Origin of the sequence: Oceaniglobus indicus, from assembly GCF_002751875.1 — a bacterium.
Taxonomy (GTDB): Bacteria; Pseudomonadota; Alphaproteobacteria; order Rhodobacterales; family Rhodobacteraceae; genus Oceaniglobus; species Oceaniglobus indicus.
In genome coordinates this window covers 45,183-70,141 of the sequence record NZ_NMZM01000006.1, presented here as the reverse complement: position 1 = coordinate 70,141, position 24,959 = coordinate 45,183, and the positions used below count along the sequence as shown (strand labels likewise).

The window sequence follows — 24,959 nt, the reverse complement described above, 5'->3', positions numbered from 1 at the left end:
GTCAGCCGGCCGCCAGCCCGCCATCGACGGGATACTGCCCGCCGGTGATGAAGGCCGATTCGTCCGAAGCCAGGAACAGCACCAGGTTCGCCACGTCGCGCACCTCGCCGTAACGCGCCAGCGGGATCGACGCGGCCAGGCTCGCCTGTGCTTCCTCGCCCTTGCCGGGGCTGAACCCTTCTTCCAGCGAACGCATCATCCGCGTGTTGATCGGCGACGGATGCACCGAGTTGACGCGCACGTTGGCCGGTGCCGCCTCGATCGCGGCGGCGCGGGTCAGCCCGACGATGGCGTGCTTGGACGTGATATAGGGCGCGACGTTCGGGCTGCCTTGAAGGCCGGCGATGGACGACATGTTGATGATGCTGCCGCTTTTGCGGTCGATCATGCCGGGCAGGACGTGTTGCAGGCCCAGGAATGCACCGCGCACGTTGACGGCCATCACCTTGTCGAAATCGTCGATCTTCTGGTTGATCAGCGGCGCGACCTTGCCTTCGATCCCGGCGTTGTTGAAGAACACGTCGATCCGCCCGCCCCAGTCCAGCGTTTCGCGGACATAGCGGGCGGTATCGTCGGCCGAGGACACATCGGCGGCGATGCACAGCACGTCGTCGCCACCGCCCAGTTCCCCCGCGGCCTTCGCCAGATCGTCATCGTTCAGATCGACCAGCGCGACCCGCGCGCCTTCGTCAAGAAACAGCCGCGCGGTGTCGAGCCCGATGCCCGCGGCACCACCCGTGATCAGCGCGATTTTTCCGTCGAGTCGTTTCATGGGGTTTTCCTTCTGACTGGTTTGCAATCCGGGAACCGGCCATGCCCGCAAGAAAACACGCCGCCCGGCACGACCGCGCGGTGTGGTGCCGCCGTCGCCACGTTCTTGTCCGACTGTTGCCGGGCCGTTCCGCCGGCGCATTAACCCCGGTCAACGAAGTGCAGTGATCGGGTGCGAAATGCGCCGGTCGTCGTGGGTGAAACCATCAGCCCATGCGCTTGCGACAGCGACATCGCGGGCGCTTCGTGGGCGGGGGATGGGGCGCGTCACGGCACCCGGGATCTGTCGCGCGGTTGGGCGTGTTGGCGTGCGACGGTCAGGCGGCCAGGCGCATCGTGCCGTCTTGCGGTCGCGGTGTTGCGCCGCGCTCGCGTCCGGTCAGCAGGGTTGCCATCGACGGGATGTCTTCGCGCTGCAACCCGATATCGGCAAGCATCCGATCATCGAGCTGTTGCAATGCGGCTGTCGTGCGGTGCTTCTGCCAGCGGCGAAACGAGGTGGTCAGCCACTGGTTGAAACGGCCCTGGGCGGCGGGTGAACCGTGGGTGGAAGTGCGGGTGTTGGTATTGGTGTGCAATTTGATCTCCGGGATCTGCGATGCTGGTGCCATGACCGGACCTGTCGCGGCTTTTCGACAGTGCGGGATCTCCGCAGTGCGTCGGGCCATCGGACAGGTTGGTCGGGTGAATGATCGGGCAACGATCAGGAAAAACCCCGAGGCGACGGATGGGCCGCATGGCACCACCCCGCCCGGGGTCACCGGCGGTTCAGCAGATTTCCCGCGTAATGCAGGAACCTTGTGTGAAGGCGGAATTTGATCATGATTATTATATGGTTATCCGCCGCGCGCCTTTCAATGTCGGCGCCGGAGGTCGGCGCGAATGCGCCGACGGGCGGTGATGCGCGCGAAGGGTCAGGTGCCCCGGCTTGCGCAGGATGAGCCGGGGTGCCTTTTGTCAGTCGGTCTTGCTGTCGACCCGGGTGGTTCTCAGATACGGCTTGATCGTGTTCCAGCCTTGGGGGAACAGGCCCTTGGCGGTTTCGTCGTTGATCGAGGGCGGGATGATCACCTCGCCGCCGGGGCGCCAGTCGGCGGGGGTGGCGATGCGGTTGCGATCTGCCGTCTGAAGAGCATCGATGACCCGCAGGATTTCGTCGAAGTTCCGACCGACGTTCATCGGATAGGTCATCGTCAGGCGAATCTTCATCTCGGGGTCGATGATGAAGACCGAGCGCACGGCTTCGGTTGTGCTCTCCTCGGGGTGGATCATCTCGTAGAGTTTCGAGATCTTCAGATCGGGGTCGGCCACGATCGGAAAGGTCAGCGTCGTCGATTGCGTCTCGTTGATGTCGTCGATCCACTTGAGGTGTTCGTCGACCTTGTCGGTGCTCAGGCCCAGGGGCTTGACGCCGCGCCGGGCGAAATCGTCGCCCAGTTGCGCGGTGCGGCCCATTTCGGTGGTGCAGACGGGGGTGAAATCGGCCGGATGGCTGAAGAAGAAGACCCATTTACCGTCGGCCCATTCATGAAAACGGATCGGACCCGCGGTGGTATCCGTTTCGAAATCCGGGGCGATGTCGCCGATGCGCACACTCATGTGATACTCCTTTTGCTTTCGTCGGCAGGCTTCGTAACATACACTGCGGATAAAGCAATATACGAGTTATACGTTTAGGGTTCCGATGAAGCTGACCGCCTATACGAACTATACGCTTCGCACGTTGCAGCTTGCGGCATTGCGGGCCCCCGATCTGGTTCGCATCGACGAGGTCGTGCGCATCCACGACATGAAGAAGCCGAACATCGTCAAGGCGGTGCATGAACTGGGGAAGGGCGGATACCTTGTCACGCAACGCGGGCGGGGCGGCGGGTTCCGCCTGGCGCGCCCGGCCGATGAAATCCGGGTTGGCGATATCGTCCGCCTGACCGAAGGCAACCTGGACGTGGTCGAGTGTTTCAACCCCGCCAGCAACACGTGCCCGCTGATCGGGATCTGCCGCTTGTCACGCGCGTTCCAGAAGGCGGCCCGCGCGTTCATGGATGTGCTGGACGATGTGACGATTGCCGATATCGCGTCGAACCGATCCGACCTGCTGGACCGGATCGCCGCCGCGGAAGCACGGGCGCCGCGATGACGATACCGGTATGGGTGGATCAGTTTCCCGGCCTGTCACGACTGGATGATCCGATCCGCGCGACCCTGATTGCGCGCAGCGCGGTGGTGGATATTCCGCGCGGCGGCGTCATCTTCGGGCCGGGCAAATCGCCCGAGAACATGCTGTTTCTGCTCAGCGGCACGGTGCGGGTGCAGCAGACCTCGGATTCGGGGCGCGAGATCGTTCTGTATCGCATCCATGCGGGCGAAAGCTGTGTCCTGACGACCGCATCGTTGCTGGCGCACGAGGATTACTCGGCCGAGGGGATCGCCGAAACCGCCGTGCGTGCCGCGGCGATCCCGCGATCCGTCTTCGATGATCTGGTAGCGACATCGCCGCTGTTCCGTACCTTCGTGTTCCGGGCGTTTTCCAAGCGGATCACGGACCTGTTCCTGATGATCGACGAAGTCGCCTTCCAACGCATCGACGTGCGGCTGGCCCAGCGGTTGCTGGAACTGGCGGGCGGTGCCGTCTCGGTCGCCGTCACCCATCAGCAACTGTCGGTCGAACTGGGAACCGCCCGCGAAGTCGTCTCGCGCCAGTTGCAGGAATTCCAACGTCGCGGTTGGGTGACGCTGGCGCGCGGCGCGGTCACGCTGGCGGATCTGCCGGCGCTTGGCCGTCTGGCGCAGGAGCGCAGCTGACCGGGTACGGCATTGCGCCCGCACAGTCGGGGGGCCGATGGCCGTGTCCGTTGGTGACAAAGTCACCGACAGGGCCATCGCGCCGCTCTAGTCTGGGGCAGACAAAGGAGAAACATCATGTCTGCCAACGAAGGTAAACTCGATCGCATCGTGCGTGCGGTTCTCGGTCTGATCCTGATCCTGCTGCCGCTTGCAACATCGATCGCGCTGTTTGCGAACCCTGTGATGTACTGGGGCGCGCTGATTGTCGGTGTGGTCCTTCTCGTCACGGCCGTGACCGGGTTCTGCCCGGCCTATCGCCTGCTGGGCGTGAACACCTGCCGCCGCTGAACGGCCCGGCGATGACCTGCGCGACCGGCACGGCGCCAAGGCCCGACCGCGAAGGATCCGGGTCGCGATGAATGCCTGACGGCCGCGCCGTGCCGTCTTGGGTGACCGTGCGCGGGCAGAAGGTTCGCGACATCCCTGTCGGCGGCGGCAAGAGCCGCGCCGCCTTTGTGCGTTTCCACCGCGCACGTCCTGCGCGACCGGGGACGGCGAAACGGAGCAATTCGGCGCATCGGGTGCCATGCGTGCAGACGAGGTTGCGGTTGACGCCCGGGGGACCCCGATGCTCAAGCTGCCGTTGAACAAATTGTGATATAACCCGGGAAGAACACGCAATGACCATGGATGCCAAGAAGATCTCGACGCGGCTTTCGGTTTCGCCACAGATCACGCCGGACGATGTGGCCGAACTGAAAGCGCGGGGCTTCCGCTCGATCATCTGCAACCGGCCGGACGGCGAAGGCGCCGATCAGCCCAGTTTCACCGAGATCGCAGCCGTCGCCGGGCAGCATGGACTCGAGGCGCGGTATATCCCCATCGAGGGCGGCATGGTCAGCGATGCGGATGCCACGGCCTTCGGCGATGCCCTGGACGAGATGCCGGGCCCGACGCTGGCGTATTGCCGCACCGGCACGCGGTCGGCCACGCTGTGGTCGCTGAATGCGGCCGGAAACCGGCCGGTGGCGGATATCCTCGCCGCGACCCAGGCCGCCGGCTATGACATGAGCGGCGTGGTGCGGCGCATCACCAATGGCGGCAAGACCCCCACCGATTCCTTCGACGAACAGCATGACGTGGTGATTGTCGGCGGTGGTGCGGGCGGAATCGCGGTGGCGGCCAGCCTGAAATCGCGCCGCCCGGATCTGGATATCGCGCTGATCGAGCCGGCAGATGTGCATTACTATCAACCCGGCTGGACAATGGTCGGCGGCGGTATCTTCGAGCCGCACCAGACGGCCAAGACGATGGCCAGCCTGATCCCCAAGGGCGTGCGCTGGCTGCGGGGCGCCGTCGCGGCGTTCGAGCCGAAGGAAAACGCCGTGATCCTCGACGGCTGCCGCGTGGTGAAATACCAGCGGCTGATCGTCTGTCCGGGGCTGAAGCTGGACTGGGGCAAGGTCGACGGCCTGATCGAAACGCTGGGCAAGAACGGTGTCACGTCGAATTATCGTTACGATCTTGCGCCCTATACCTGGACCCTGGTTCAGCAGATGCAGCGCGGTCGCGCGATCTTCACCCAACCGCCGATGCCGATCAAATGTGCCGGGGCGCCGCAGAAGGCCATGTATCTGTCGTGCGATGCCTGGCTGAAGCGCGGCGTGCTGAAGGATATCGAGGTCGATTTCAACAACGCCGGCGGGGTGTTGTTCGGGGTCAAGGAATATGTGCCGGCCCTGATGGAATATGTCGAAAAATACGACGCCCATCTGAATTTCTTCCACAATCTGGTGTCCGTCGACGGCGCGACCAGAACGGCGGTTTTCGACGTGAAGGAACCTGACAAGGACGTGCGTCGAATCGAAACCGAATTCGACATGCTGCACGTCTGCCCGCCCCAGAGCGCGCCCGATTTCATCCGGGTTTCGCCCCTGGCGGACGAAGCCGGCTGGATCGACGTCGATCAGGCGACGCTGCGCCACAAGGCGTTCGACAACGTCTGGTCGTTGGGCGACGTGATGAACGCGCCAAACGCGAAGACCGCGGCCGCGGCACGCATGCAGGCGCCGACGGTGGCCGAGAACGTGATCGCCGACATCGACGGGAAATCGGCCGTGGCGCAATACAACGGCTATGGCTCGTGTCCGCTGACCGTCGAGCGGGGCAAGATCGTGCTGGCCGAATTCGGCTATGGCGGAAAGCTGCTGCCCAGTTTTCCGAAGGCGTTCATCGACGGCACCAAACCGTCGCGCGCCGCGTGGTTCCTGAAGGAACGGATGCTTCCGCCGATCTATTGGAAGGGGATGCTGCGCGGTCGCGAATGGCTGGCGGTTCCCGAACGCACCGATCCGAATTGATCCGTCCCAACCGAAGTTCTGACTGAATGTCCCGTATCGCCCAATATTTCCCGATCCTCGACTGGGGTCGCCGGTACGACCGGAGCAGGTTTTCGGAAGACATGATCGCGGCCGTGATCGTGACGATCATGCTGATTCCGCAATCCCTGGCCTATGCATTGCTGGCGGGCATGCCGCCCGAGGCGGGGTTGTATGCCTCGATCGTGCCGATCCTGCTTTATGCCGTGTTCGGCACCAGCCGGGCCCTGGCCGTGGGGCCGGTGGCGGTGGTCTCGCTGATGACCGCCGCCGCGTTGGGGCAGGTGGCAGAGACGGGCACGATGGGTTACGCCGCCGCCGCGCTGACGCTGGCGGCGCTTTCGGGCGCGATCCTGCTGGCGATGGGGCTGTTCAAGCTGGGGTTTCTGGCCAACTTCCTGTCCCATCCGGTCATATCGGGGTTCATCACCGCGTCGGGGATCATCATCGCGGTGGGGCAACTGCGCCATATCCTGGGGATCGACGGGGGCGGTGACAACCTGATCGCGCTTGTCGAAAGCCTTGCCGCCAACCTGTCGCAGATCAATCTCATCACGCTGGCGCTGGGCGGGTCTGCCACGGCATTCCTGTTCTGGGTCAGGCGCGGCATGAAACCGATGCTGCGGCGCATGGGGGTCGGGGCGCGGCTGGCCGATGTTGCCACCAAGGCGGGGCCGGTGGTGGCGGTGGTCGCAACGACGCTGGCCGTCTGGGGGTTCGGTCTGATGGACCGCGGCGTTGCCATCGTCGGTGACGTGCCGCAGAGCCTGCCGCCCCTGACGATGCCCGACCTGTCGCCGTCGCTGATCGGCCAGCTTTTCATCCCGGCGCTGCTGATTTCGGTGATCGGCTTCGTCGAATCGATTTCTGTCGCCCAGACCCTTGCCGCCAAGAAGCGCGAACGGGTCAGCCCGAACCAGGAACTGATCGGCCTCGGCGCCGCCAACCTCGGCGCGGCATTCACCGGCGGTTTCCCGGTCACCGGCGGCTTTTCGCGGTCGGTCGTGAACTTCGACGCGGGCGCCCGCACGCCCGCTGCGGGCGCCTTCACCGCCCTGGGCCTGGCACTGGCGGCGGTGTCGCTGACGCCGCTGATCTATTTCCTGCCCAAGGCCACGCTCGCGGCCACGATCATCGTTGCCGTTCTGGGGCTGGTCGATTTCGGCATCCTGCGCCGCAGTTGGGGGTATTCCCGGGCCGATTTCGCCGCGGTCGCCATCACGATCCTGGTCACGCTGGCCTTCGGGGTGGAAATGGGCGTGTCGAGCGGTGTGATCATCTCGGTCCTGCTGTATCTGTTCAAGACGTCGCGCCCCCATATCGCCGAGGTCGGCCGCGTGCCGGGCACCGAGCATTTCCGCAACATCCATCGCCATACGGTCGAAACGCATCCCAGCGTCGTCACCCTGCGGGTGGACGAAAGCCTGTATTTCGCCAACGCCCGCTTTCTCGAGGATCACATCCTTGATCGCGTGGCCCGCGACGATGCGGTGCGCCACGTGATCCTGCAATGTTCCGCCGTGAACGAGATCGACATGAGCGCGCTGGAATCGCTCGAGGCGATCAACGCGCGGCTGTGCGAGATGGGAACCAAGCTGCACCTGTCCGAGGTCAAGGGTCCGGTCATGGACCGCCTGAAGCGGTCGGATTTCCTGACCCATCTGAGCGGCGAGGTGTTCCTGTCGCAGCACGGCGCCATCACCGCGACCACCACATCCGCGCGCGCGGACCGCGAGACGACCGCCAACGCCGCGCGAACCACCTGAAAGGAGACATCGAATGTTGCCTGCAACACCAACCGATTTCACGCCCTGGGCATCGCTGGGGGGCGGGATCCTGATCGGCGTGTCCGCCGTGATGGTGATGGCGCTGTTCGGGCGGATCGCCGGGATCGCCGGCATCACCGCCGGCGCCGTCGCGCAGGGCGATCGCGCCTGGCGCATCGCCTTCATCGCCGGATTGCTGGCCGCGCCCATTATGTGGCTGATCGCGACGGGGGCCTTTCCGGCCCAGACCGTCAGCGATAATCTGCCCGGCATGGGCATCGCCGGCCTGCTTGTGGGCATCGGCACCGCGCTGGGGTCGGGCTGCACGTCGGGGCACGGCGTCTGTGGCCTGGCGCGTCTGTCGGGCCGGTCGCTGGCCGCGGTCGTCACCTTCATCGTCTTCGCCGCCGCGACCGTTTTCGTGCTGCGCCATATGATCGGAGGGTCCATCTGATGCGTCCGCTTTTCGGTTTTCTCTCCGGCCTCGTCTTCGGCATCGGGCTGATCCTGTCGGGCATGGCCAATCCCGCCAAGGTTCTGAACTTCCTGGATATCTTCGGCGCATGGGATCCCAGCCTGGCCTTCGTCATGGGCGGCGCGTCGCTGACCGCCTTTGTCGGCTATCGCCTGGCATGGCGCCAGGATCGCCCGGCGCTGATGCCGTCATTCGACATCCCCTCGGCCAGCCACATCGACGGCAAGCTTTTGTCGGGTGCTGCGCTGTTCGGCATCGGCTGGGGCATCGGCGGCTTCTGCCCCGGCCCCGCCTGGACGGCCGTGCCGATGGCGGCCACCGGTACCCTGGTCTTTGTTCCGGCGATGCTGATCGGCATCGTGATCGGACGGGCCCTGAAATCCTCGACCTTCCAGACAAGGAGCACCTGAACCATGAGCAAGTTGAACGAACCCGTCGTCCGCCATTCCGCCTCGCGCGGGCCGGACAGCCCCGACGTCTGGGGCATCTACGAACCCGACACCGGTTCGATCCAGTATATCTGTGCCTGCCCGAAAACGAAATCGGCGGCCCTGATCGACGTCGTCTGGAACTTCGATCCCAAGAGCTTTGCCACCGACAGCCGCAGCATGGACCAGGTCGTGGCGCTGGCGGAAGAGAACGGGCTGAAAATCCAGTGGGTGCTGGACACGCACCCCCATGCCGACCACCTGATGGCATCCGACCACCTGAAGGCGCGCCTGAAGGTCGAGAACGCGATCGGCGCCAAGGTGACGGACATCGCGACCCTGTGGCGCGAGATCTACAACACGCCGGGGGCCTTCGATCCCGACGCCGATTTCGCGCAGCTGTTCAACGATGGCGACAGCTTCCGCATCGGGGATCTGGACGTGCGCGTGATGCTGTCACCGGGTCACACGCTGGGCTCGATCACCTATGTCTGCGGCGATGCCGCCTTTGTCCACGACACCCTGATGATGCCCGACGCCGGCACCAGCCGGTGTGATTTTCCCGGTGGATCGGCCGAGGATCTGTGGAACTCGATCCAGGAGATCCTGCGCCTGCCGGGCGACACCCGCCTGTTCGTCGGCCACGATTACGGCACCGACACCCGCGACGAACCGGCGTGGGAGGCAAGCGTCGACGAACACAAGGCGCACAACAAGCACGTCAAGGACGGCACCACCAAGGCCGACTATATCAAGGTGCGCACAGAGCGCGACGCCACGCTGTCGCTGCCCGACCGGATGCTGGCGGCGTTGCAGATCAACCTGCGCGGCGGGCGCCTGCCCAAGCCCGAGGATGACGGCCGGTCCTATCTGAAAATGCCGGTGGATCGCTTCTGATCGGCCTGCCGGCCGGCGCCCGCGCCGGACCGGCAACCGCCGATGGCCACTGTATCGCGCTGTCGCAAACGGCCGTGACGTCAGCCAGTGCCAAGGGGCCCGGCTGGCGTCGTGCCGTTTGTCATTCTCCACACCCGGCCCCGCATCCTGGCGGCCTTTGTCGGCGGGGCTGCCACGGCGTTGTGATACCGTGTTATACGGGTGCCGCTCGACCTTTGGGGCCGTGGCGTTAATTATGTGTGCAACGGCGGGACCACCAAGCCGGGCATGGAGAGTGTGGATGTCCATTTTCAAGCAGTTCCTGATCGGACTGGTCGTCCTTGCCGGCGCCGTTGCGGTCTGGATTGCCTATGTTCCGGCCGCCCGCGACGTTCTTGACCGTGTCGGCGTCACCGAACTGTTGGGAATTGCGCCGGGCGAACCACCGGCCGAAGGCGGCGCGTCGGGGCGGCGGGGGCCGGGCGGCGCGGCGCGCGTCGTTGCCGTGCCTGTGACACTGGGTGTGCTGAACGATTCGGTCAGCGCGATCGGCGATGCGCGGGCGGTCCGGTCGGTGACGGTGCGCACCGAGGCGGCGGGCCTGGTGACGCGCGTCGCCATCGAGGACGGCGGCACCGTCGAGGCCGGCGCGATCCTTGTCGAGCTGGACGATGTCGCCGAACGCATCGCGGTGGAAACGGCCCGCGTCATGCTCGAGGATGCGCAGGCCGATCTGGAGCGTCAGACCAGGTTGCAGAAATCCGGCGCCTCGGCGGCGGTCACATTCCAGGCGGCGCAACTGGCGGTGCAGACGGCCGAACTGGCCGCCCGCGAGGCGCAATACAAGCTGGAACAGCGGACGGTCCGCGCCCCCATTGGCGGGCGGATGGGGCTGCTGTCGGTCGAACAGGGCGCGCGGATCGCCGCGCAGACGGCGATCGGCCTGATCACCGATCGATCCGAGATGCTGGTCGACTTTCGCGTGCCCGAACGGGTGATCCGCCAGATCGACGTCGGCCAATCGATCCATCTGACGCCGCTGGCGCAACCCGACCGCACCCTGACCGGCCAGGTCCGCGCCATCGATAACGTGGTCGATCTGGCCAGCCGGACCCTGCGCGTGCAGGGCGTGGTGGACAACGACAATGACGATCTGCGCTCGGGCATGGCGTTTACGGTGACGCTGCGGTTCGAGGGCGAACAATATCCGGTGGTCGATCCGCTGGCGTTGCAGTGGTCGAATGAAGGATCCTATGTCTGGGCCGTCCGCGACGGCAAGGCCGCGCGCGTGCCTGTGGTGATCCGACAGCGCAACGCCGACCGGCTTCTGGTCGAAGGCGAACTGGGCGAAGGCGAGCCGGTAATCACCGAGGGCCTGCAAACCCTGCGCAACGGCGCCGAGGTCGAGGTTCTGCCTTCGGACGCCGCCCGCGCATCCGTCGATGCGGCGCCCCGGCTGTGAGACCGGCGCATGAACCCAGCCGCAAGGGCCGGCCATGAACGATACCGTCAAGGATAGCGACAAGGTCGCGCTGGGCGGAACGGCCCTGTTCGTGCGGCGGCCGATCCTGGCCTTCGTGCTGAGCGCGCTGATCGTCCTTGCGGGGATTGCCGGATTGCTGGGCGTCGAGGTGCGCGAACTGCCCGACGTCGACCGGCCGGTGATTTCGGTGCGGACCGATTTCGACGGCGCGTCGCCCCAGACCGTGGACCAGGAATTGACCGGCCGGATCGAGGGCGCGCTGGGCCGCGTGTCCGGCATCCGCAGCATTTCATCACGGTCGCAGTTCGGCAGCAGCCGCGTCACCCTGGAATTCGGCGACGACGTCGATCTTGACGTGGCGGCCACCGATGCGCGCGACGCGGTTGCGCGCATCGTCAACAGCCTGCCCGATGGCGCGGATGAACCACGCATCGTCAAGGCGGATGCCAACGCCCAGCCGGTGATCCGCCTCGCGGTGACGTCGGACACGCGATCCCCCCAGGCGCTGACCGACATCGTCCAGGAGCGGATCGAGGACCGGCTGATCTCGGTGGCGGGGGTGGCCGATCTTCAGGTTTATGGCGACCGCGCGCCGATCTTTCGCGTCGATATCGACATGGCGGCCCTGGCCAGCCGGGGCCTGACCCTTGCCGACATGCGCCGTGCACTGGCCGATGTGGCCTTCGATGCGCCCGCCGGAGATCTGTCGGGCAGCCGACAGTCGATCAACGTGCGCACCACCGCCACCGTCGTGACACCCGAAGCCTTTGGCGATCTGGAACTGGCAAGGAACGTCTTCATCCGCGATGTCGCCTCGGTCACCCTTGGCCCGGCACAGAACGAAACCGTGCTGCGGGCCAACGGACAGACCGGGATCGGCATGGGCGTGATCCGGCAAGCCACCAGCAACACGCTCGAGATTTCGCGCGCCGTGCGCGAGGTTGTGGCGGAACTGGACCGGACGTTGCCCGACGACGTGAACATCTTCGTCACCTCGGACGATGCGGTGTTCATCAACGGCGCGATCTCCGAGGTGCTGAAGACACTGGGCCTGGCGACGGGCATCGTCGTGGTGATCATCTTCATCTTCCTGCGCGATTGGCGGGCGACCCTGATCCCCGCGCTGACCCTGCCGGTGTCTTTGATCGGCACGCTGGCGGCGGTCTATATCGTCGGCTTCTCGGTCAACATCCTGACGCTTTTGGCGCTGGTGCTGGCCACGGGCATGGTCGTGGACGATGCGATCGTCGTGCTGGAAAACATCGTGCGCCGCCGATCCGAAGGCATGGGACCGCGGGCCGCCGCCGTTCTGGGCACGCGTCAGGTGTTCTTTGCCGTCGTCACCACCACCGCCACCCTTGCCGCGGTGTTCGTGCCGCTGTCGTTCCTGCCCGGCCAGGCGGGCGGGTTGTTCCGCGAATTCGGCTTTACCCTGGCGATGGCGGTGCTGCTGTCGTCGCTGGTGGCGCTGACGCTGTGTCCGGTGCTGGCCAGCCGCCTGTTGACCGGCGACATGACGTCGGGCGGCAAACGCGGACCGGTGGCCTGGCTGGGCGATCGGCTGGCGGGGTTTTACGGCGCGACGCTGAAGGCGGCACTTGCCGCGCCGCTGGTCGTCGTGCTGGTGGCGGTGCTGTTCGGGCTGACGGCGTATTTCGTCGCCGGTGGCATCCGCGCCGAACTGACCCCGCCCGAAGACCGGGCCGTGGCACTGTTGCGGGTGTCGGTGCCCACGGGGGTGTCCGTCAATTACACCAACGAGAAGATGCGCGAGATCGAGGCGATCATCGATCCGCTGCGGGACAGTGGCGAGGTCACGAATGTCTTTGCGATCAGCGGATTCAGCGGCAACGGCGGCTTCATGGTGATGAGCCTGGCCCGATGGGAGGACCGCGCGCGCAGCCAGCAGGAGATCGTCGGCGAGATCAATGCCAAGTTGCGCAACATCGTCGGCGTGCGCGCCTTTGCGATCCAGCCCAATTCGCTGGGCATCCGCGGGGCCGGTCAGGGCCTGCGGTTCGCGATCACGGGCGACAATTATGACCAGCTTGCCGAGGTGTCGGCACGGATGGTCGAACGGATGCGCGACAATCCCGACCTTGGCCAGATCGACCTGGGCTATGAGACGACGCAGCCGCAGCTTTTCATCGAAATCGACCGGACCCGCGCCGCCGACCTTGGCATCGACATCACCGGCTTGGGTCAGGCGCTGCGCGCGGTTCTCGACGGGGCGCCCGTCGGGTCGGTTTTCATCGACGACACAAGCTATGATATCGAAATGCTGTCGACCCGCGATCCGGTCAACGACCCCGGCGATCTGGAAAGTATCTTTATCCAGACCGGCGATGGCCAGATGGTGCCGATGTCCAGTTTCGTCACGCTCGAGGAACGCGCGGTGGCGCCGGAACTGACCCGCGAGGGGCAGAACCGCGCGGTCGAGATCACGGCGGGGCTGACCCCGGAACTGGCGCTGGGCGATGCCCTGGAACTTGTGCAACAGATCGGTGCCGAGGTTCTGGCGGAGCAGAACCGCATCGTGCCCCTGGCCGAAGCGGCGACGCTGGATCAGACCACGGGGGGCCTGTTCATCACGTTCGGCTTCGCGATCCTGATCGTGTTCCTCGTGCTGTCGGCACAATTCGAAAGCTTCATCTCGGCCATCGTGGTGATGTCGACGGTGCCCCTGGGCCTGGCCTGCGCGATCTTCGCGCTGATCCTGTCGGGGCAGAGCCTGAACGTCTATAGCCAGATCGGGTTGGTGATGCTGGTGGGGATCATGGCCAAGAACGGCATCCTGATCGTCGAATTCGCCAACCAGTTGCGCGACCAGGGCCGGTCGCTGCACGATTCGATCTTCGACGCCTCGACCATCCGTCTGCGCCCGGTGATGATGACGATGGTGTCGACCGTGCTGGGCGGCGTGCCGCTGATCCTGTCCGCCGGGGCGGGGGCCGAAGCGCGCGAGGCGCTGGGCTGGATCATCGTCGGGGGTCTGGGGCTGGCCACGGTTTCAACATTGTATCTGACGCCCGTGGCCTTCCTTCTGCTGGCGCGTTTCACGACCCCCAAGGCCGAGGAAGAGCGTCGCCTCGCCAAAGAAATGCGCGAGGCCGAGGCGCTGGGCACCTGACACCCCGGCAAGGCACGGCTTAGCCCGGGTGTGCGGGTGCGCCGTGGATCAGCCGATGGGTGGCGCGTGCGATGACGCGCTCTTCGTCCGTGGGCAGGACCAGCACATCCACGGCACTGGTATCGCTCGCGATCCTTGTCGCGTTGCGTGCGTTGGCGTCGGGGTTCAGCGCGACGCCCATCCACCCAAGTTGGTCACAGATCAGATCGCGGACAAGGGCGGAATTTTCACCGATGCCGGCGGTGAAGACGATGGCATCGAGGCCGCCGGTCGCGGCCGCAAGCCGGGCGATTTCGCCGGCGGCGCGATAGCAGAACAGATCGATCGCCTCGCGCGCTTCGGGTGCCGCGCTTTTCTCGAGCGTGGCCATGTCGTTGCTGATGCCCGACACCCCGAGAAGACCGGATTCGTGATAGAGAAGCTGGCTGATCCGGTCCGGCGTCATGCCTTTCTGCTCCAGCAGGTAAAGCAGGACACCGGGGTCGAGCGCGCCGCATCTCTGGCCCATCACCAGGCCGTCCAAGGCAGTGAACCCCATCGTGGTGGCCACGCTCTGGCGGGCCTTCATGGCGCACAGGCTGGCGCCGTTGCCCAGGTGCGCGACGACAACCCGCCCCTCGGCCCGCGCCCCGAGGAAGGTCGGCAGGACACCCGCGATGTAATCATAGGACAGCCCGTGAAAGCCATAGCGCACGATTCCCAGATCGCTGAGCGCGCGGGGCAGGGCGAACATTTGGGCCAGCCGGCCCTGGGTGCGATGAAAGCTGGTGTCGAAACAGACCACCTGCGCAAGGTCGGGGGCCGAGGCGGAAATGCAGCGCACCGCGGCCAGGTTGTGGGGCTGGTGAAGTGGCGCCAGCGGGATCAGCGCGTCGAGATCGCGCAGCACCGCGTCGCTGACCCGCGCGGGTCCGGTATGCGACGCGCCGCCATGGACCACGCGATGCCCCGCGGCGGTGACGGTGAAACCGGCAAGGTGGGACTCGAGCCAGTCGAGAAGCGCGGGAATGAGATCACCGTGGCTGGCCGACGGCCGGGGCGTCATGGCCGCCCGTGCCGGCACCGGATCGCCATCGGCATCGCGCGCCGTGAAGATCGCCGCAGTCCCGATGCCGCGGATCTTGCCGCGCAGCACCGGCGATTGCGGATCGGCCTCGTCGCGGTAGACGGCGAACTTGAGGCTGGAAGAGCCTGCGTTCAGGACCAGGATGGCATCGGTCATTTCATGGCCAGCGTTTTGTGATGGATGAAAAGCTGTGCCATGGCACAGGAGGCAAGCCGCGATACGCGGCTGTCCGCCCGGCTGGTCAGGATGATCGGCACCCGCGCGCCCAGCACGATGCCCGCGGCATCCGCGCCGGCCAGATAGATCAGCTGTTTGGCGATCATGTTGCCGGATTCAAGATCGGGCGCGACCAGGATGTCCGCCTGGCCCGCCACGTCCGACACGATGCCCTTGGCCGCCACGGCCACCGGCGAGATGGCGTTGTCAAAGGCCAGCGGGCCGTCGATCAGCCCGCCGGTAATCTGGCCCCGGTCGGCCATCTTGCACAGGGCCGCCGCGTCCAGCGTCGATGCGATGCGGGGGTTCACCGTCTCGACCGCCGACAGGATCGCGACCCGGGGAAGATCGATGCCCAGGGCCTGGGCAAGTTCGATCGCATTCTGGATGATGTCGCGCTTGGTCGTCAGATCGGGGTCGATGTTGATCGCGGCATCGGTGATCAGAAGCGGTTTGGGATAGGTCGGCACGTCGAGCGCATAGACATGGCTCATCCGGCGCTCGGTCCGCAGCCCGAGGGTCGAATCAATGGCCGCTTCCAGCAACTCGTCGGTGTGCAGCGATCCCTTCATCAGGGCGGCCACCTTGCCTTCGCGCACCAGTGCGACGGCGGCGGCGGCGGCGGCGTGGCTGTGGGGGGTGTCGATGATCTCGATCCCGTCCAGATTGCACCCCGCGTCTTGGGCCGCGGCGTCGATCCGTGCGCGGGGGCCGACCAGAACCGGCAGGATCATGCCCTGCTGCGCGGCCTCGATCGCACCGCCCAGCGACAGCGCATCGCAGGGATGCACCACCGCGGTGCGGACCGGGGCAAGCGCGGCGGTCGCCGCGATCAGCCGGGCATATTGCGCACCCTGTTCGTGCAGGTGGACCTCGGGCAGGACCACGCGGGGGCGGCGAACCTTGTCGCGCGGCGCGATCACCTTTGCCACGCCCTCGATCACCGTCTCGCCGTGCTGGTTGATACAGGCACACGCAAGCAACAGGCGTTCGTCGGGCTGTTTCTCGGTCACTTCCACGCGCACGGTGACGGTATCGCCGATTCCGACCGGCGCGAGGAAGGTCAGGCTCTGGTTCAGGAAAACCGTGCCCGGACCGGGAAGTTCGGTGCCCAGCACCGCCGAAATCAATGCACCACCCCACATGCCATGGGTGATGATCCCGTGGAACATGTCGGTCTTGGTGTATTGTTCATCCAGATGGGCGGGATTCACGTCGCGCGACATCACCGCGAACAGTTCGATATCCTGCGGCCTCAGCGTTCGCGTCAATTCGGCGGCGTCGCCGATGGCGATCTCGTCGAAGGTTCGGTTTTCGATATATTGCATGGTCACCGTCTGATTATCCTGTTCAGGCCCGAAGATGCAGGCCCCGTCAACACGGGCGGCAGCGCCCGGAATGCGGCGTGCCGCATTGCCGGACACCATGGCCGCCACGGCGGCATTGGTCGAGCTTTCCGGCGATGCGATCGGTGGTCGATGGCGTGCGCCGGCGTTTCGTCACCCATGTCATCGCTGCATCACGTATGTGCCCGGCGCGTCGCAGATCGCCTTGCACTTGCCCGATGCGGTGGCCATGGGCGGCGGCGCCCCCAACGTGCCCGAGCGTTCGTCAAGCCATTGGACGAAGGGAATCCACCACGATCCGTCCTGAGCATCGTGTTCGGCGCACCATCCGCAGGGGTCGCGCCAGGGGGCGTCAGCCGCCGTGTGGGCGATGCGGAAATGGCGGCCGCGATGGCCCGGTTCCGACACGATGCCCGCGTTGTGGCCGCCGCTGGTCAGCACGAAGGTCACATCGGTATCGGCGAACAGATGCAGTTTATAGACCGATTTCCACGGCGCCACGTGATCGTCTTCGGTGCCGACCGCGAAGATCGGCGCGCGGATGTCCGACACCGCGATGGCGCGGCCGTCGACGCGATAGCGCCCGTCGGCCAGGTCGTTGTTCAGATACATCTTGCGCAGGTATTGTGCATGCATCCGGGCGGGCATTCGCGTGGCATCGGCGTTCCAGGCCATCAGGTCGAAGGATTCGCCCCGCTGGCCCAGCAGGTAATCGCGGATCGCGGGCGCCCAGATCAGGTCGCGCGCCCGCAGCAGGGCAAAGGCGCCCGCCATCTGGTCGGACGACAGGTATCCCTTTTCGGCCATCATGTCCTCGATCAGGGTGACGCCGCTTTCGGTGATGAACAGGCGCAGCGGCCCGGCCTCGGTGAAATCGACCTGTGCCGCCAGCAAGGTGACGGAAGCCAGGCGTTCGTCGCCGGGGCCCATGGCGGCGGCCGCGATCGACAGAAGCGTGCCGCCGAGGCAATAGCCCACCGCGTGAAGCTTCGGCGCGCGGGTGATCGTCTGCACCGCGTCCATGGCCGCCATCACGCCAAGGCGGCGGTAATCCTCCATGTCCAGATCGCGGTCGTCGGCGTCGGGGTTCTTCCACGAGATGATGAACACCGTGTATCCCTGCGCGACCAGGAACCGGACCAGCGAGTTCTGCGCCGAAAGATCCAGGATGTAATATTTCATGATCCACGCCGGCACGATCAGGATCGGCTCGGGGCGGACCTTTTCGCAGGTCGGCGCATATTGGATCAGTTCGATCAGATCGTTGCGGAACACCACCTTGCCGGGGGTGGTGGCCAGGTTGCGACCGACCTCGAAGGGTTGCGGGCCCGGGGGCTCGGCCTCGCCCAGACGGCGGGCGATGTCTTCGGACAGGTGACGCGCGCCGCGGATCAGGTTCTGCCCCGAAGAGGCACGCGTGGCGGCGATCACCTCGGGGTTGGTCGCCGCGAAATTGGAGGGCGCGACGGTATCGACGATCATGCTGGCAACAAACGCCATCAGGTTTTCATGGGCCGGGGTCACGCCGTGCACGTCGGTCATCGCGTTCTGCCACCATTGCCAATGGCGTCGATGGGCGCGCGACCAGACGTTGAACGGGTATTTCTGCCACTCGGCCCCCTTGAACCGGCGGTCGGGTGCCGCGTCGGGGGCGTCGGCCGGCGTGTCGGCCGATGGCTCGATCCCCATGCTTTCGGCCCACAGCGCCTGGGCGTTCTGCATGGCCTGCTGTGCCAGGTCCAGCCGCTTGCCCGGAGAGGCCGCCAGATGCATCGCCCAATCCATCCACGCCATGCCAAGCACCGCCGGCGAAATCCCCGAGGTGGCCTTGGCGATGCTGGCATGGCTCATCCGGTCCAGCGTTTCAAAGGGGCGCCCGGTCGGTGCCGGGGTGGCGTCGGATGTGTCGGGGGCCGCATCCCTTGACGGGGCCGCGGCCTTGCGCGACTGCGACGTGATCAACTTGGGATATTCAGCCATGACGTGTCCTTCGATTGAAGGCGCGAAAAACGCGCGACCCTTCGTTATCCTAGACCTTCTGTGAGGGTGCGGCATTGATCTGGGTCAGTGCGCCCCGATCCGGGGGATGGGGGCCTGGCTGCGTTCCCCGGCGGCAGCACCGCCCGTCAGGGGCAGGTCGCGCGGTCGGATCTCGGGTTCGGGCGGCTAGTGGAAATCACGCGATTTCGGGATGATCCGCACGTTGCGCGGGTGGCGATTGGTGCCGTTCGGCATTTTCTTCTTCACCTCGTCGGCGCGGGCCAGGGGCGTCTGCATCACGTCATCCGACAACCGGTCGAGCGCGTCGCTGCGGTCTTTCAGGTGGTGCGCGACGATGTGGATCACGTCATCCGTGCGTTGCACCATGCCCCTTACATCAATGATCCGCGCCTGCATGATCACCTTGCGGAAGGTCTCCATCACCTTTGGCCACACGACCAGGTTGGCGACACCGATCTCATCCTCGAGCGTGATGAAGCACACGCCCTTTGCGCTGCCGGGGCGTTGGCGGATCAACACGATTCCGGCCAGCTTGACGGATCTGCCGTTGCGCATGTCTTTCAGGGATCCGGTCGTGCTGTATCCCTGTCTTGCCATGCTCTTGCGCAAGAACGACATGGGATGGGCCTTCAGGGAAAGCCGGGTCGTCTGGTAATCGACAACCACATGTTCGCAAACGGGCATTTCGGGCAGGTCAAACCGGATCTCGGGGCCTTCGTCAGAATCGTCCCGAAACAGGGGTAAATCGGGCGCATCGCGCAGCGCGCGGGCATCCCAGAGCGCCTGCCGCCTGTCCAGTTGCATGGATCGCACGGCGTCTGCCGCGGCCAATCTGCGCGTGCTGCCTGAATCGAGACGGGCGCGTTTCTTCAGATCGGCCAGGTCGGTGAACGCGTCCTGCCGCGCCTCCATGATCCGTTGCGCCATGTCCTGTCGCATGCCGTCAATCTGGCGCAACCCCAATCTGACCGCAAAGACGCCCGGTTCGACAGGTTCCAGCGTCGTGTCCCAATCACTGTAATTCACATCCACCGGACGTATGGCGACCCCGTGTTCGCGGGCATCGCGCACGATCTGCGCCGGCGCATAGAACCCCATCGGTTGCGCGTTCAGCAGGGCCGCACAGAACACATCGGGATAATGACATTTGAGCCAGCTGGAAACATAGACCAGGTGGGCGAAGCTTGCGGCATGGCTTTCGGGAAAGCCATAGTCGCCGAATCCCTTGATCTGGTTGAAGCATCGACTGGCGAAGTCCGGATCATAGCCCCGTTCGACCATCCGTCCGACCATCTTTTCCTCAAGGGCGCCGATGGTGCCGCGCGAGCGGAACGTGGCCATCGCCTTGCGCAACTGGTTGGCTTCGGTGGGGGAAAACCTGGCGGCGACCATGGCGATCCGCATCGCCTGTTCCTGGAAGATGGGAACGCCCTTGGTCCGCTTCAGGATGTTCTTCAGCTCGTCCGGATCATGGGGCGCACCGGGAGAAGGATAGCTTTCCACCTCGCGTCCGCTGCGCCGGCGCAGATAGGGGTGCACCATGTCGCCCTGGATCGGACCGGGGCGAACGATGGCGACCTGAATGACCAGATCATAGAATTCGCGCGGCTTCAGGCGCGGCAGCATGTTCATCTGGGCGCGGCTTTCGACCTGGAAGACGCCCAGACTGTCGCCTTTGCAGAGCATGTCATAGGTCGCCGGATCGTCCTGGGGAACATTCGCCAGGGTCAGTCTGCGTCCGTAGTGCGCCTCGATCATGTCGAACGCCTTGCGGATACAGGTGAGCATCCCGAGGGCCAGCACGTCGATCTTGAGGATCCGCAATTCGTTGATGTCGTCCTTGTCCCATTCGATGAAGCTGCGCTCGGGCATGGCGCCGTTGCCGATGGGAACGGTCTGGGTCAGCGGATTTTCCGTCAGGACGAAGCCGCCCACGTGCTGGCCCAGGTGGCGGGGCATTCCGATCATCTGGTCCGCGATCGTGATCATGCGCCTGATCAACGGGTCGTTCAGGTCGATGCCGGCCTCGGCCGCCTCGCGCGCACCGACCTCGCGGCCCCAGGATCCCCAGATCGTCTTGGACAAGGCCGTGGTGATGTCTTCCGAAAGCCCCATGACCTTGCCGACCTCGCGCACGGCCATGCGGGGGCGATAATGGATGACGGTGGCACACAGCGCCGCCCGATCGCGGCCATACTTGTCATAGATGTGCTGAATCACCTCCTCACGGCGTTCATGTTCGAAATCGACGTCGATGTCTGGCGGCTCCCTGCGTTCCTCGTTGATGAAACGTTCGAACAGCAGGTCGTTGATCGCGGGATCGACCGCGGTGATGCCAAGCACGTAACAGACGGCGGAATTGGCGGCCGATCCCCGCCCCTGGCACAGGATCGGCGGTTTGCAATCGTGCCTGGCGTGGTTCACGATGTTCTGGACGGTCAGGAAATACTGGGCGATGTCCAGCTTGGCGATCAGGGCCAGTTCCTTGTGCAACGTCGCCCTGACCTTGTCGGGGATGCCGTCGGGATACCGCCAGGCCGCACCTTCCCAGGTCTGCTGGTCCAGATATTCCTGGGGCGTGCATCCGCCGGGCACCGTTTCCCGCGGATATTCATACGACAGCTCGCGCAGGTCGAAATCGCAAGCATCCGCGACAACACGTGTTGCCCGGATGGCGTGGGGCCATCGCGCGAACATGGTCTTCATCTGGGCCGGCGATTTGAGGTGGCGTTCCGCGTTGGCGTCAAGCAGGAAGCCGGCCTTCTGGATCGTGGTCCTGTTCAGGATACAGGTCATCACATCCTGCAAGGGGCGGCGTTCGGGGGCGTGGTAATGCACATCGTTCGTGGCCAGAATGGACAGCCCATGGGCCTTGGCCAGACTGTCGAGCCGATTGATCCGCGCCCGATCATCGCCGCGATACAGGTAATTGGCGGCGATATAGTCCAGGCTGGGCAGCGCGCGCTTCAGACGGCGCAGGCCGGCGCTGAAATGATCCAGATCATGGCCGGGCAGAACGATCAGCTGCACATCCGCGCTGTGTCGTGCCAGATCATCCAGGGTGATGTCGCAGGTTCCCTTGATCTGCCAGGATCCATCGGTGGCCTGCATCTTGCCTTTCGACAACAACGTGCAGAGCCTGCCATAGGCGGCGCGGTTGCGGGGATAGGCCAGAAACGTCTCGCCCGTGACCAACTGAAGACGGCATCCGATCACGGGGGTGATCTGTGTCTTGTGCGCCGCCGCGTGCAGACGCACCACGCCCGCCATGGTGTTCAGGTCGGCACAGCCCAGCTTGTCATAGCCCAGCGCATGGGCCGTCACCGCCAGGTCCACGGCATCCGAAGCCCCGCGCAGGAAGGAAAAACAGGTGCTGACGCCAAGTTCGACGAAATCACCGGGCGGATTGCGCGTGAAGGCGTCATCGTCGATCTCGCGTTGCGGGTGATGGTTTTCCTTTTCGGGCATTACGCGAACATCCCGTGGACAAACCAGCGCGGCTCGCCGCCGCGTCCGTCCGCGTGCAAACCCTCGCGATACAGCCACAGGCGCCGGCCTGTCTGATCCTCGATCTTGAAATAATCGCGCAGGCGGGTGCCGGGTTTGTCCCTCCACCATTCCGGCGCGATCCGTTCGGGCCCTGCATAACGGGTGACGCGATGGGTCTGCCTGCGCCAGACAAACTGGACCGGGGGGCCTTCGGGCACGGCGTAAAGCACGCGCACCTCCTCGGGGTGATCAAGCAGGCGGATCGGACGCTCCCTGGTCATCACCGGGGCCGTCTGGGTGGGGTTGGCAAGGGCCGCGATGCGCCCTTCGGCCCGCTCGGGCACATGGCTTTCGCGCAAAACGGGGCGCGACACCGCGCGGGCGCCGAACCGTGCCGTCAGCCTGTCCACCAGCAAGGCCAGGTCCAGATCGTCGCTGGTCTTGCCGTCAAGGTGGGTTTGCAGGGCCTGCATCGGTTCGACCCGGCCGGCGGTCAGGTCGATCAGATCGAAACCGAAGCCGGGATTGATACGCTCGACCTTGTCACGAAACAGGCTGTGCATGTGGTTGGGATCGCGGGTGCTGACAGAGGTGGCAACGTCCACGCGGCTGACATCGCCGTCGGTGCGATACACCGTCAGATGCAGGCGCCGACACCCCATGCCTGCGTTCTGCAAGACCTCGCACAGGCGTTCGCACAGGTCCGGCAGATGCGGGGTCGGGTCGAAAATCGGGTCGGCAAGCCGGCTTTGCACCGAAAACCGTGGCTTTGCCTCGACGCTTGCAACGGGTTCGGCCAACTTGCCCAACGCCTGATCCAGCCGCATCAGCGGGTTGGACGACAACCCCGCCTTCACGAAACGTCGCGTCAGGGACAGGCGCGGCACATCCATGACGGCGCCGATGGTTTTCAGCCCCAACCTTTGCAAAAGCAGCAAGGTCGCATCGTCCAGCCGCAATCCGGCCACCGGCAAGGCCCGCAACCCGAGCGCCGTTTCATCCGCCGCACAGATGGTGCGTGCCGGCCCGAAGCGCGCCAGGGCCCATGCCGCCCCCCAGGTCGACGCCATGGCCAGCCGCGATGTGAGGCCAAGCAGGGACAACTGCGTCTGGATCTCGATCAGCATTGCCGCTTCGCCACCGAAAAGATGCGCCGATCCGGTCGTGTCCAGAATCAATCCGTCCTCACCGTCGCGCGTCGTCCAGGGACACCAGCGCCGTGCCCAGAGAACAAGACGATCCAGCGCGGCCCGGTCGCCCGCTTCGTCGGCGTATTCCACGTGCAGTTCGGGGCAGATCGCCTTCATGTCCACGACCCGCGATCCTTGGGTGATCCCGGTGGTGCGCGCGGTGCGGTTGGCAGCATGGACAACCGGCCCGTGCTGGCCCTCGCGGGCCAGAACCAGCAGGATGTCATCCGACGGCGCGTTGCCTTGCCGTTCCATCGTCCGTTCCCACCGCTCGATCGCGAAATGGGGTAATGTTATCGATACGATCCGTCTTCCGGTCATAGGTCATGGTCCACTGGCCCGGTTTCGACTGGCGCGACCGGAACAGGTCGAGCGACCATCGCGGGGCTCCGGGCGCCTGGGTGTCGTGAGGATTTGACGCAGACGGCGCACTGGCGATGCGCCAACGGTCGCGCGCCGCACTCAGGTTGGGGCTGGCCGCACGACGAATGAGCCAGCATGGAACGTTCGCGGCCTCGACCCGCATCATCAACCGCTTGGTCGCGGTAAAGTCGAGCGCGACAGGATCGCCCCAGATTTCGCCTATGACCGCAGCCAGCGCGCGACATCGCAAGCCATCTTCCAGCGCCCAAAGCACATCGGCGGCCCGGGACAGGTTGACCATGATGATGGGCCGATCCATCTGCAGTCCCGCCAGACAGGGGCGCCCGGTTTCGCGGTGTGACAACCGATCCTGCACCCACAGGACCGGTGCATCGTTGCGTGGCAAACGCCAGAGCAGATAACCGATGGCCGCCGCGTCCGCGGCTGTTTCGGGAAAGATCTCCGACAGAATATGACCGGTCAGAGCAGGTTTCTGCGTCTGTCCGTCCTGGTATTTCTGATGAGAAAACGACGTCATGCACGACACACCGATTCTTGCGCGTTCCTGTTTTGTTCTACAGGTGGGGCAGGATCGAGTCAAACGCGGGAAGATCGCTTCTTGAAGATCCTGCCGGCCCGCGGCACGGCGGCAGGTCTTGAAAATCGTTCTATATCAGATGGTTGATTTGCATCTTCACAGCATGCCACACAGATGGCGGCATGCCGCAACGTCGCCGTGAGCCCGTTTCATGAAAACGGGCGATCCGGCCGCGACGCACTTGGGCCTGCACGACCGGGTCCGTTGATCCGGTTCTCAGGCCGGCTCGAGCATCCGGCCCAGCGGCCGGCCGGCGAGGATGTGCATGTGGTAATGCGGCACCTCCTGAACGCCGTGTCCGCCGGCGTTGGCGATCACCCGGTATCCCGGCCCGTCTTCGGTCGGTTGCACACCCAGCATGGCGCAGATCCGTCCGGTGACACGCATGAAATCCACCACCTCGGCGTCGCTGGCGTTCAGTGCGAAATCGTCGTGGCAGACATAGGCGCCCTTGGGAATCACCAGCACATGCTCGGGTGCCTGGGGGGCGATGTCGCGAAACGCCAGCGTGTGATCCGTTTCCAGCACCGTGTCGTTGGGAATCTCGCCGCGCAGGATCTTGGCAAAGATGTTCTGGTCGTCATAGGGCGTGGCCATGA

The 24,959-nt window shown here is 65.1% G+C and carries 20 protein-coding genes; 10 read left to right on the top strand and 10 right to left on the bottom strand.

Translation table 11 applies throughout. The features are described 5' to 3' along the window. Position 1 precedes the first annotated feature (1 nt). The 3 genes from CFP68_RS10795 to CFP68_RS10785 all read right to left on the bottom strand — a co-directional run bounded on the left by CFP68_RS10795 (position 2) and on the right by CFP68_RS10785 (position 2,370). Positions 2–772 carry an SDR family NAD(P)-dependent oxidoreductase gene (locus tag CFP68_RS10795; RefSeq protein ID WP_099826940.1) on the bottom strand — a complete coding sequence of 257 codons (771 nt, stop codon included), beginning with the start codon at positions 770–772 and terminating at the stop codon, positions 2–4. Between the two features lie 316 nt (positions 773–1,088). Next, a complete protein-coding gene (locus tag CFP68_RS10790) occupies positions 1,089–1,439 on the bottom strand; it encodes a DUF1127 domain-containing protein (protein WP_206601910.1) in 351 nt (116 codons plus the stop codon). A 289-nt stretch (positions 1,440–1,728) separates the two neighbouring features. Then, positions 1,729–2,370, bottom strand: coding sequence for a peroxiredoxin (locus CFP68_RS10785; protein WP_099826938.1), 642 nt, complete (start codon positions 2,368–2,370; stop codon positions 1,729–1,731). Positions 2,371–2,455: 85 nt separating this feature from the next. On the opposite strand from CFP68_RS10785, the gene CFP68_RS10780 reads away from it, so the two are divergent. The 10 genes from CFP68_RS10780 (at position 2,456) to CFP68_RS10735 (ending at position 14,091) form a co-directional block, all read left to right on the top strand. Continuing rightward, entirely contained in the window at positions 2,456–2,908 is a 453-nt protein-coding gene (locus CFP68_RS10780; protein WP_099826937.1) for an RrF2 family transcriptional regulator, read from the top strand. Next, positions 2,905–3,573, top strand: a complete 669-nt coding sequence (locus tag CFP68_RS10775) for a Crp/Fnr family transcriptional regulator (RefSeq protein WP_099826936.1) — start codon at positions 2,905–2,907, stop codon at positions 3,571–3,573. The genes CFP68_RS10780 and CFP68_RS10775 overlap by 4 nt, the downstream gene beginning before the upstream one ends. Before the next feature lie 117 nt (positions 3,574–3,690). Beyond that, positions 3,691–3,903 carry a YgaP family membrane protein gene (locus tag CFP68_RS10770; RefSeq protein ID WP_099826935.1) on the top strand — a complete coding sequence of 71 codons (213 nt, stop codon included), beginning with the start codon at positions 3,691–3,693 and terminating at the stop codon, positions 3,901–3,903. A 338-nt stretch (positions 3,904–4,241) separates the two neighbouring features. After that, complete coding sequence (locus CFP68_RS10765) at positions 4,242–5,915, top strand: bifunctional protein tyrosine phosphatase family protein/NAD(P)/FAD-dependent oxidoreductase (protein ID WP_099827115.1); 1,674 nt, start codon at positions 4,242–4,244, stop codon at positions 5,913–5,915. Between the two features lie 26 nt (positions 5,916–5,941). Then, positions 5,942–7,699 (top strand): SulP family inorganic anion transporter, encoded by a 1,758-nt coding sequence (locus tag CFP68_RS10760; protein ID WP_099826934.1) that lies wholly within the window; start codon positions 5,942–5,944, stop codon positions 7,697–7,699. A gap of 13 nt (positions 7,700–7,712) precedes the next feature. Continuing rightward, a complete protein-coding gene (locus tag CFP68_RS10755; protein WP_099826933.1) occupies positions 7,713–8,153 on the top strand; it encodes a YeeE/YedE family protein in 441 nt (146 codons plus the stop codon). Then, positions 8,153–8,584 (top strand): DUF6691 family protein, encoded by a 432-nt coding sequence (locus CFP68_RS10750; protein WP_099826932.1) that lies wholly within the window; start codon positions 8,153–8,155, stop codon positions 8,582–8,584. The genes CFP68_RS10755 and CFP68_RS10750 overlap by 1 nt, the downstream gene beginning before the upstream one ends. 3 nt (positions 8,585–8,587) lie before the next feature. Beyond that, positions 8,588–9,499, top strand: coding sequence for an MBL fold metallo-hydrolase (locus CFP68_RS10745; protein ID WP_099826931.1), 912 nt, complete (start codon positions 8,588–8,590; stop codon positions 9,497–9,499). A 280-nt stretch (positions 9,500–9,779) separates the two neighbouring features. Then, positions 9,780–10,940, top strand: coding sequence for an efflux RND transporter periplasmic adaptor subunit (locus tag CFP68_RS10740; RefSeq protein ID WP_099826930.1), 1,161 nt, complete (start codon positions 9,780–9,782; stop codon positions 10,938–10,940). 34 nt (positions 10,941–10,974) lie between these two features. Next, positions 10,975–14,091 (top strand): efflux RND transporter permease subunit, encoded by a 3,117-nt coding sequence (locus CFP68_RS10735; protein ID WP_099826929.1) that lies wholly within the window; start codon positions 10,975–10,977, stop codon positions 14,089–14,091. Between the two features lie 19 nt (positions 14,092–14,110). On the opposite strand, the gene CFP68_RS10730 is transcribed toward CFP68_RS10735, so the two are convergent. From CFP68_RS10730 to CFP68_RS10700, 7 genes are all read right to left on the bottom strand, one after another. Further along, the gene (locus CFP68_RS10730; protein ID WP_099826928.1) at positions 14,111–15,313 is read right to left on the bottom strand and encodes an acetate/propionate family kinase; all 1,203 of its coding nucleotides are present in this window, start codon (positions 15,311–15,313) and stop codon (positions 14,111–14,113) included. Then, positions 15,310–16,701, bottom strand: coding sequence for a bifunctional enoyl-CoA hydratase/phosphate acetyltransferase (locus CFP68_RS10725; protein WP_099827114.1), 1,392 nt, complete (start codon positions 16,699–16,701; stop codon positions 15,310–15,312). The genes CFP68_RS10730 and CFP68_RS10725 overlap by 4 nt, the downstream gene beginning before the upstream one ends. Before the next feature lie 180 nt (positions 16,702–16,881). Next, a complete protein-coding gene (locus CFP68_RS10720; protein ID WP_099826927.1) occupies positions 16,882–18,699 on the bottom strand; it encodes a PHA/PHB synthase family protein in 1,818 nt (605 codons plus the stop codon). Positions 18,700–18,885: 186 nt separating this feature from the next. Beyond that, entirely contained in the window at positions 18,886–22,188 is a 3,303-nt protein-coding gene (locus CFP68_RS10715) for an error-prone DNA polymerase (RefSeq protein ID WP_099826926.1), read from the bottom strand. Next, a complete protein-coding gene (locus tag CFP68_RS10710; protein WP_193825223.1) occupies positions 22,188–23,654 on the bottom strand; it encodes a Y-family DNA polymerase in 1,467 nt (488 codons plus the stop codon). The genes CFP68_RS10715 and CFP68_RS10710 overlap by 1 nt, the downstream gene beginning before the upstream one ends. Then, entirely contained in the window at positions 23,623–24,300 is a 678-nt protein-coding gene (locus CFP68_RS10705; RefSeq protein WP_099826924.1) for an ImuA family protein, read from the bottom strand. Before CFP68_RS10705 ends, CFP68_RS10710 begins: the two co-directional genes overlap by 32 nt. Before the next feature lie 276 nt (positions 24,301–24,576). Then, entirely contained in the window at positions 24,577–24,957 is a 381-nt protein-coding gene (locus tag CFP68_RS10700) for an HIT domain-containing protein (RefSeq protein ID WP_099826923.1), read from the bottom strand. Between the last annotated feature and the right edge of the window lie 2 nt (positions 24,958–24,959).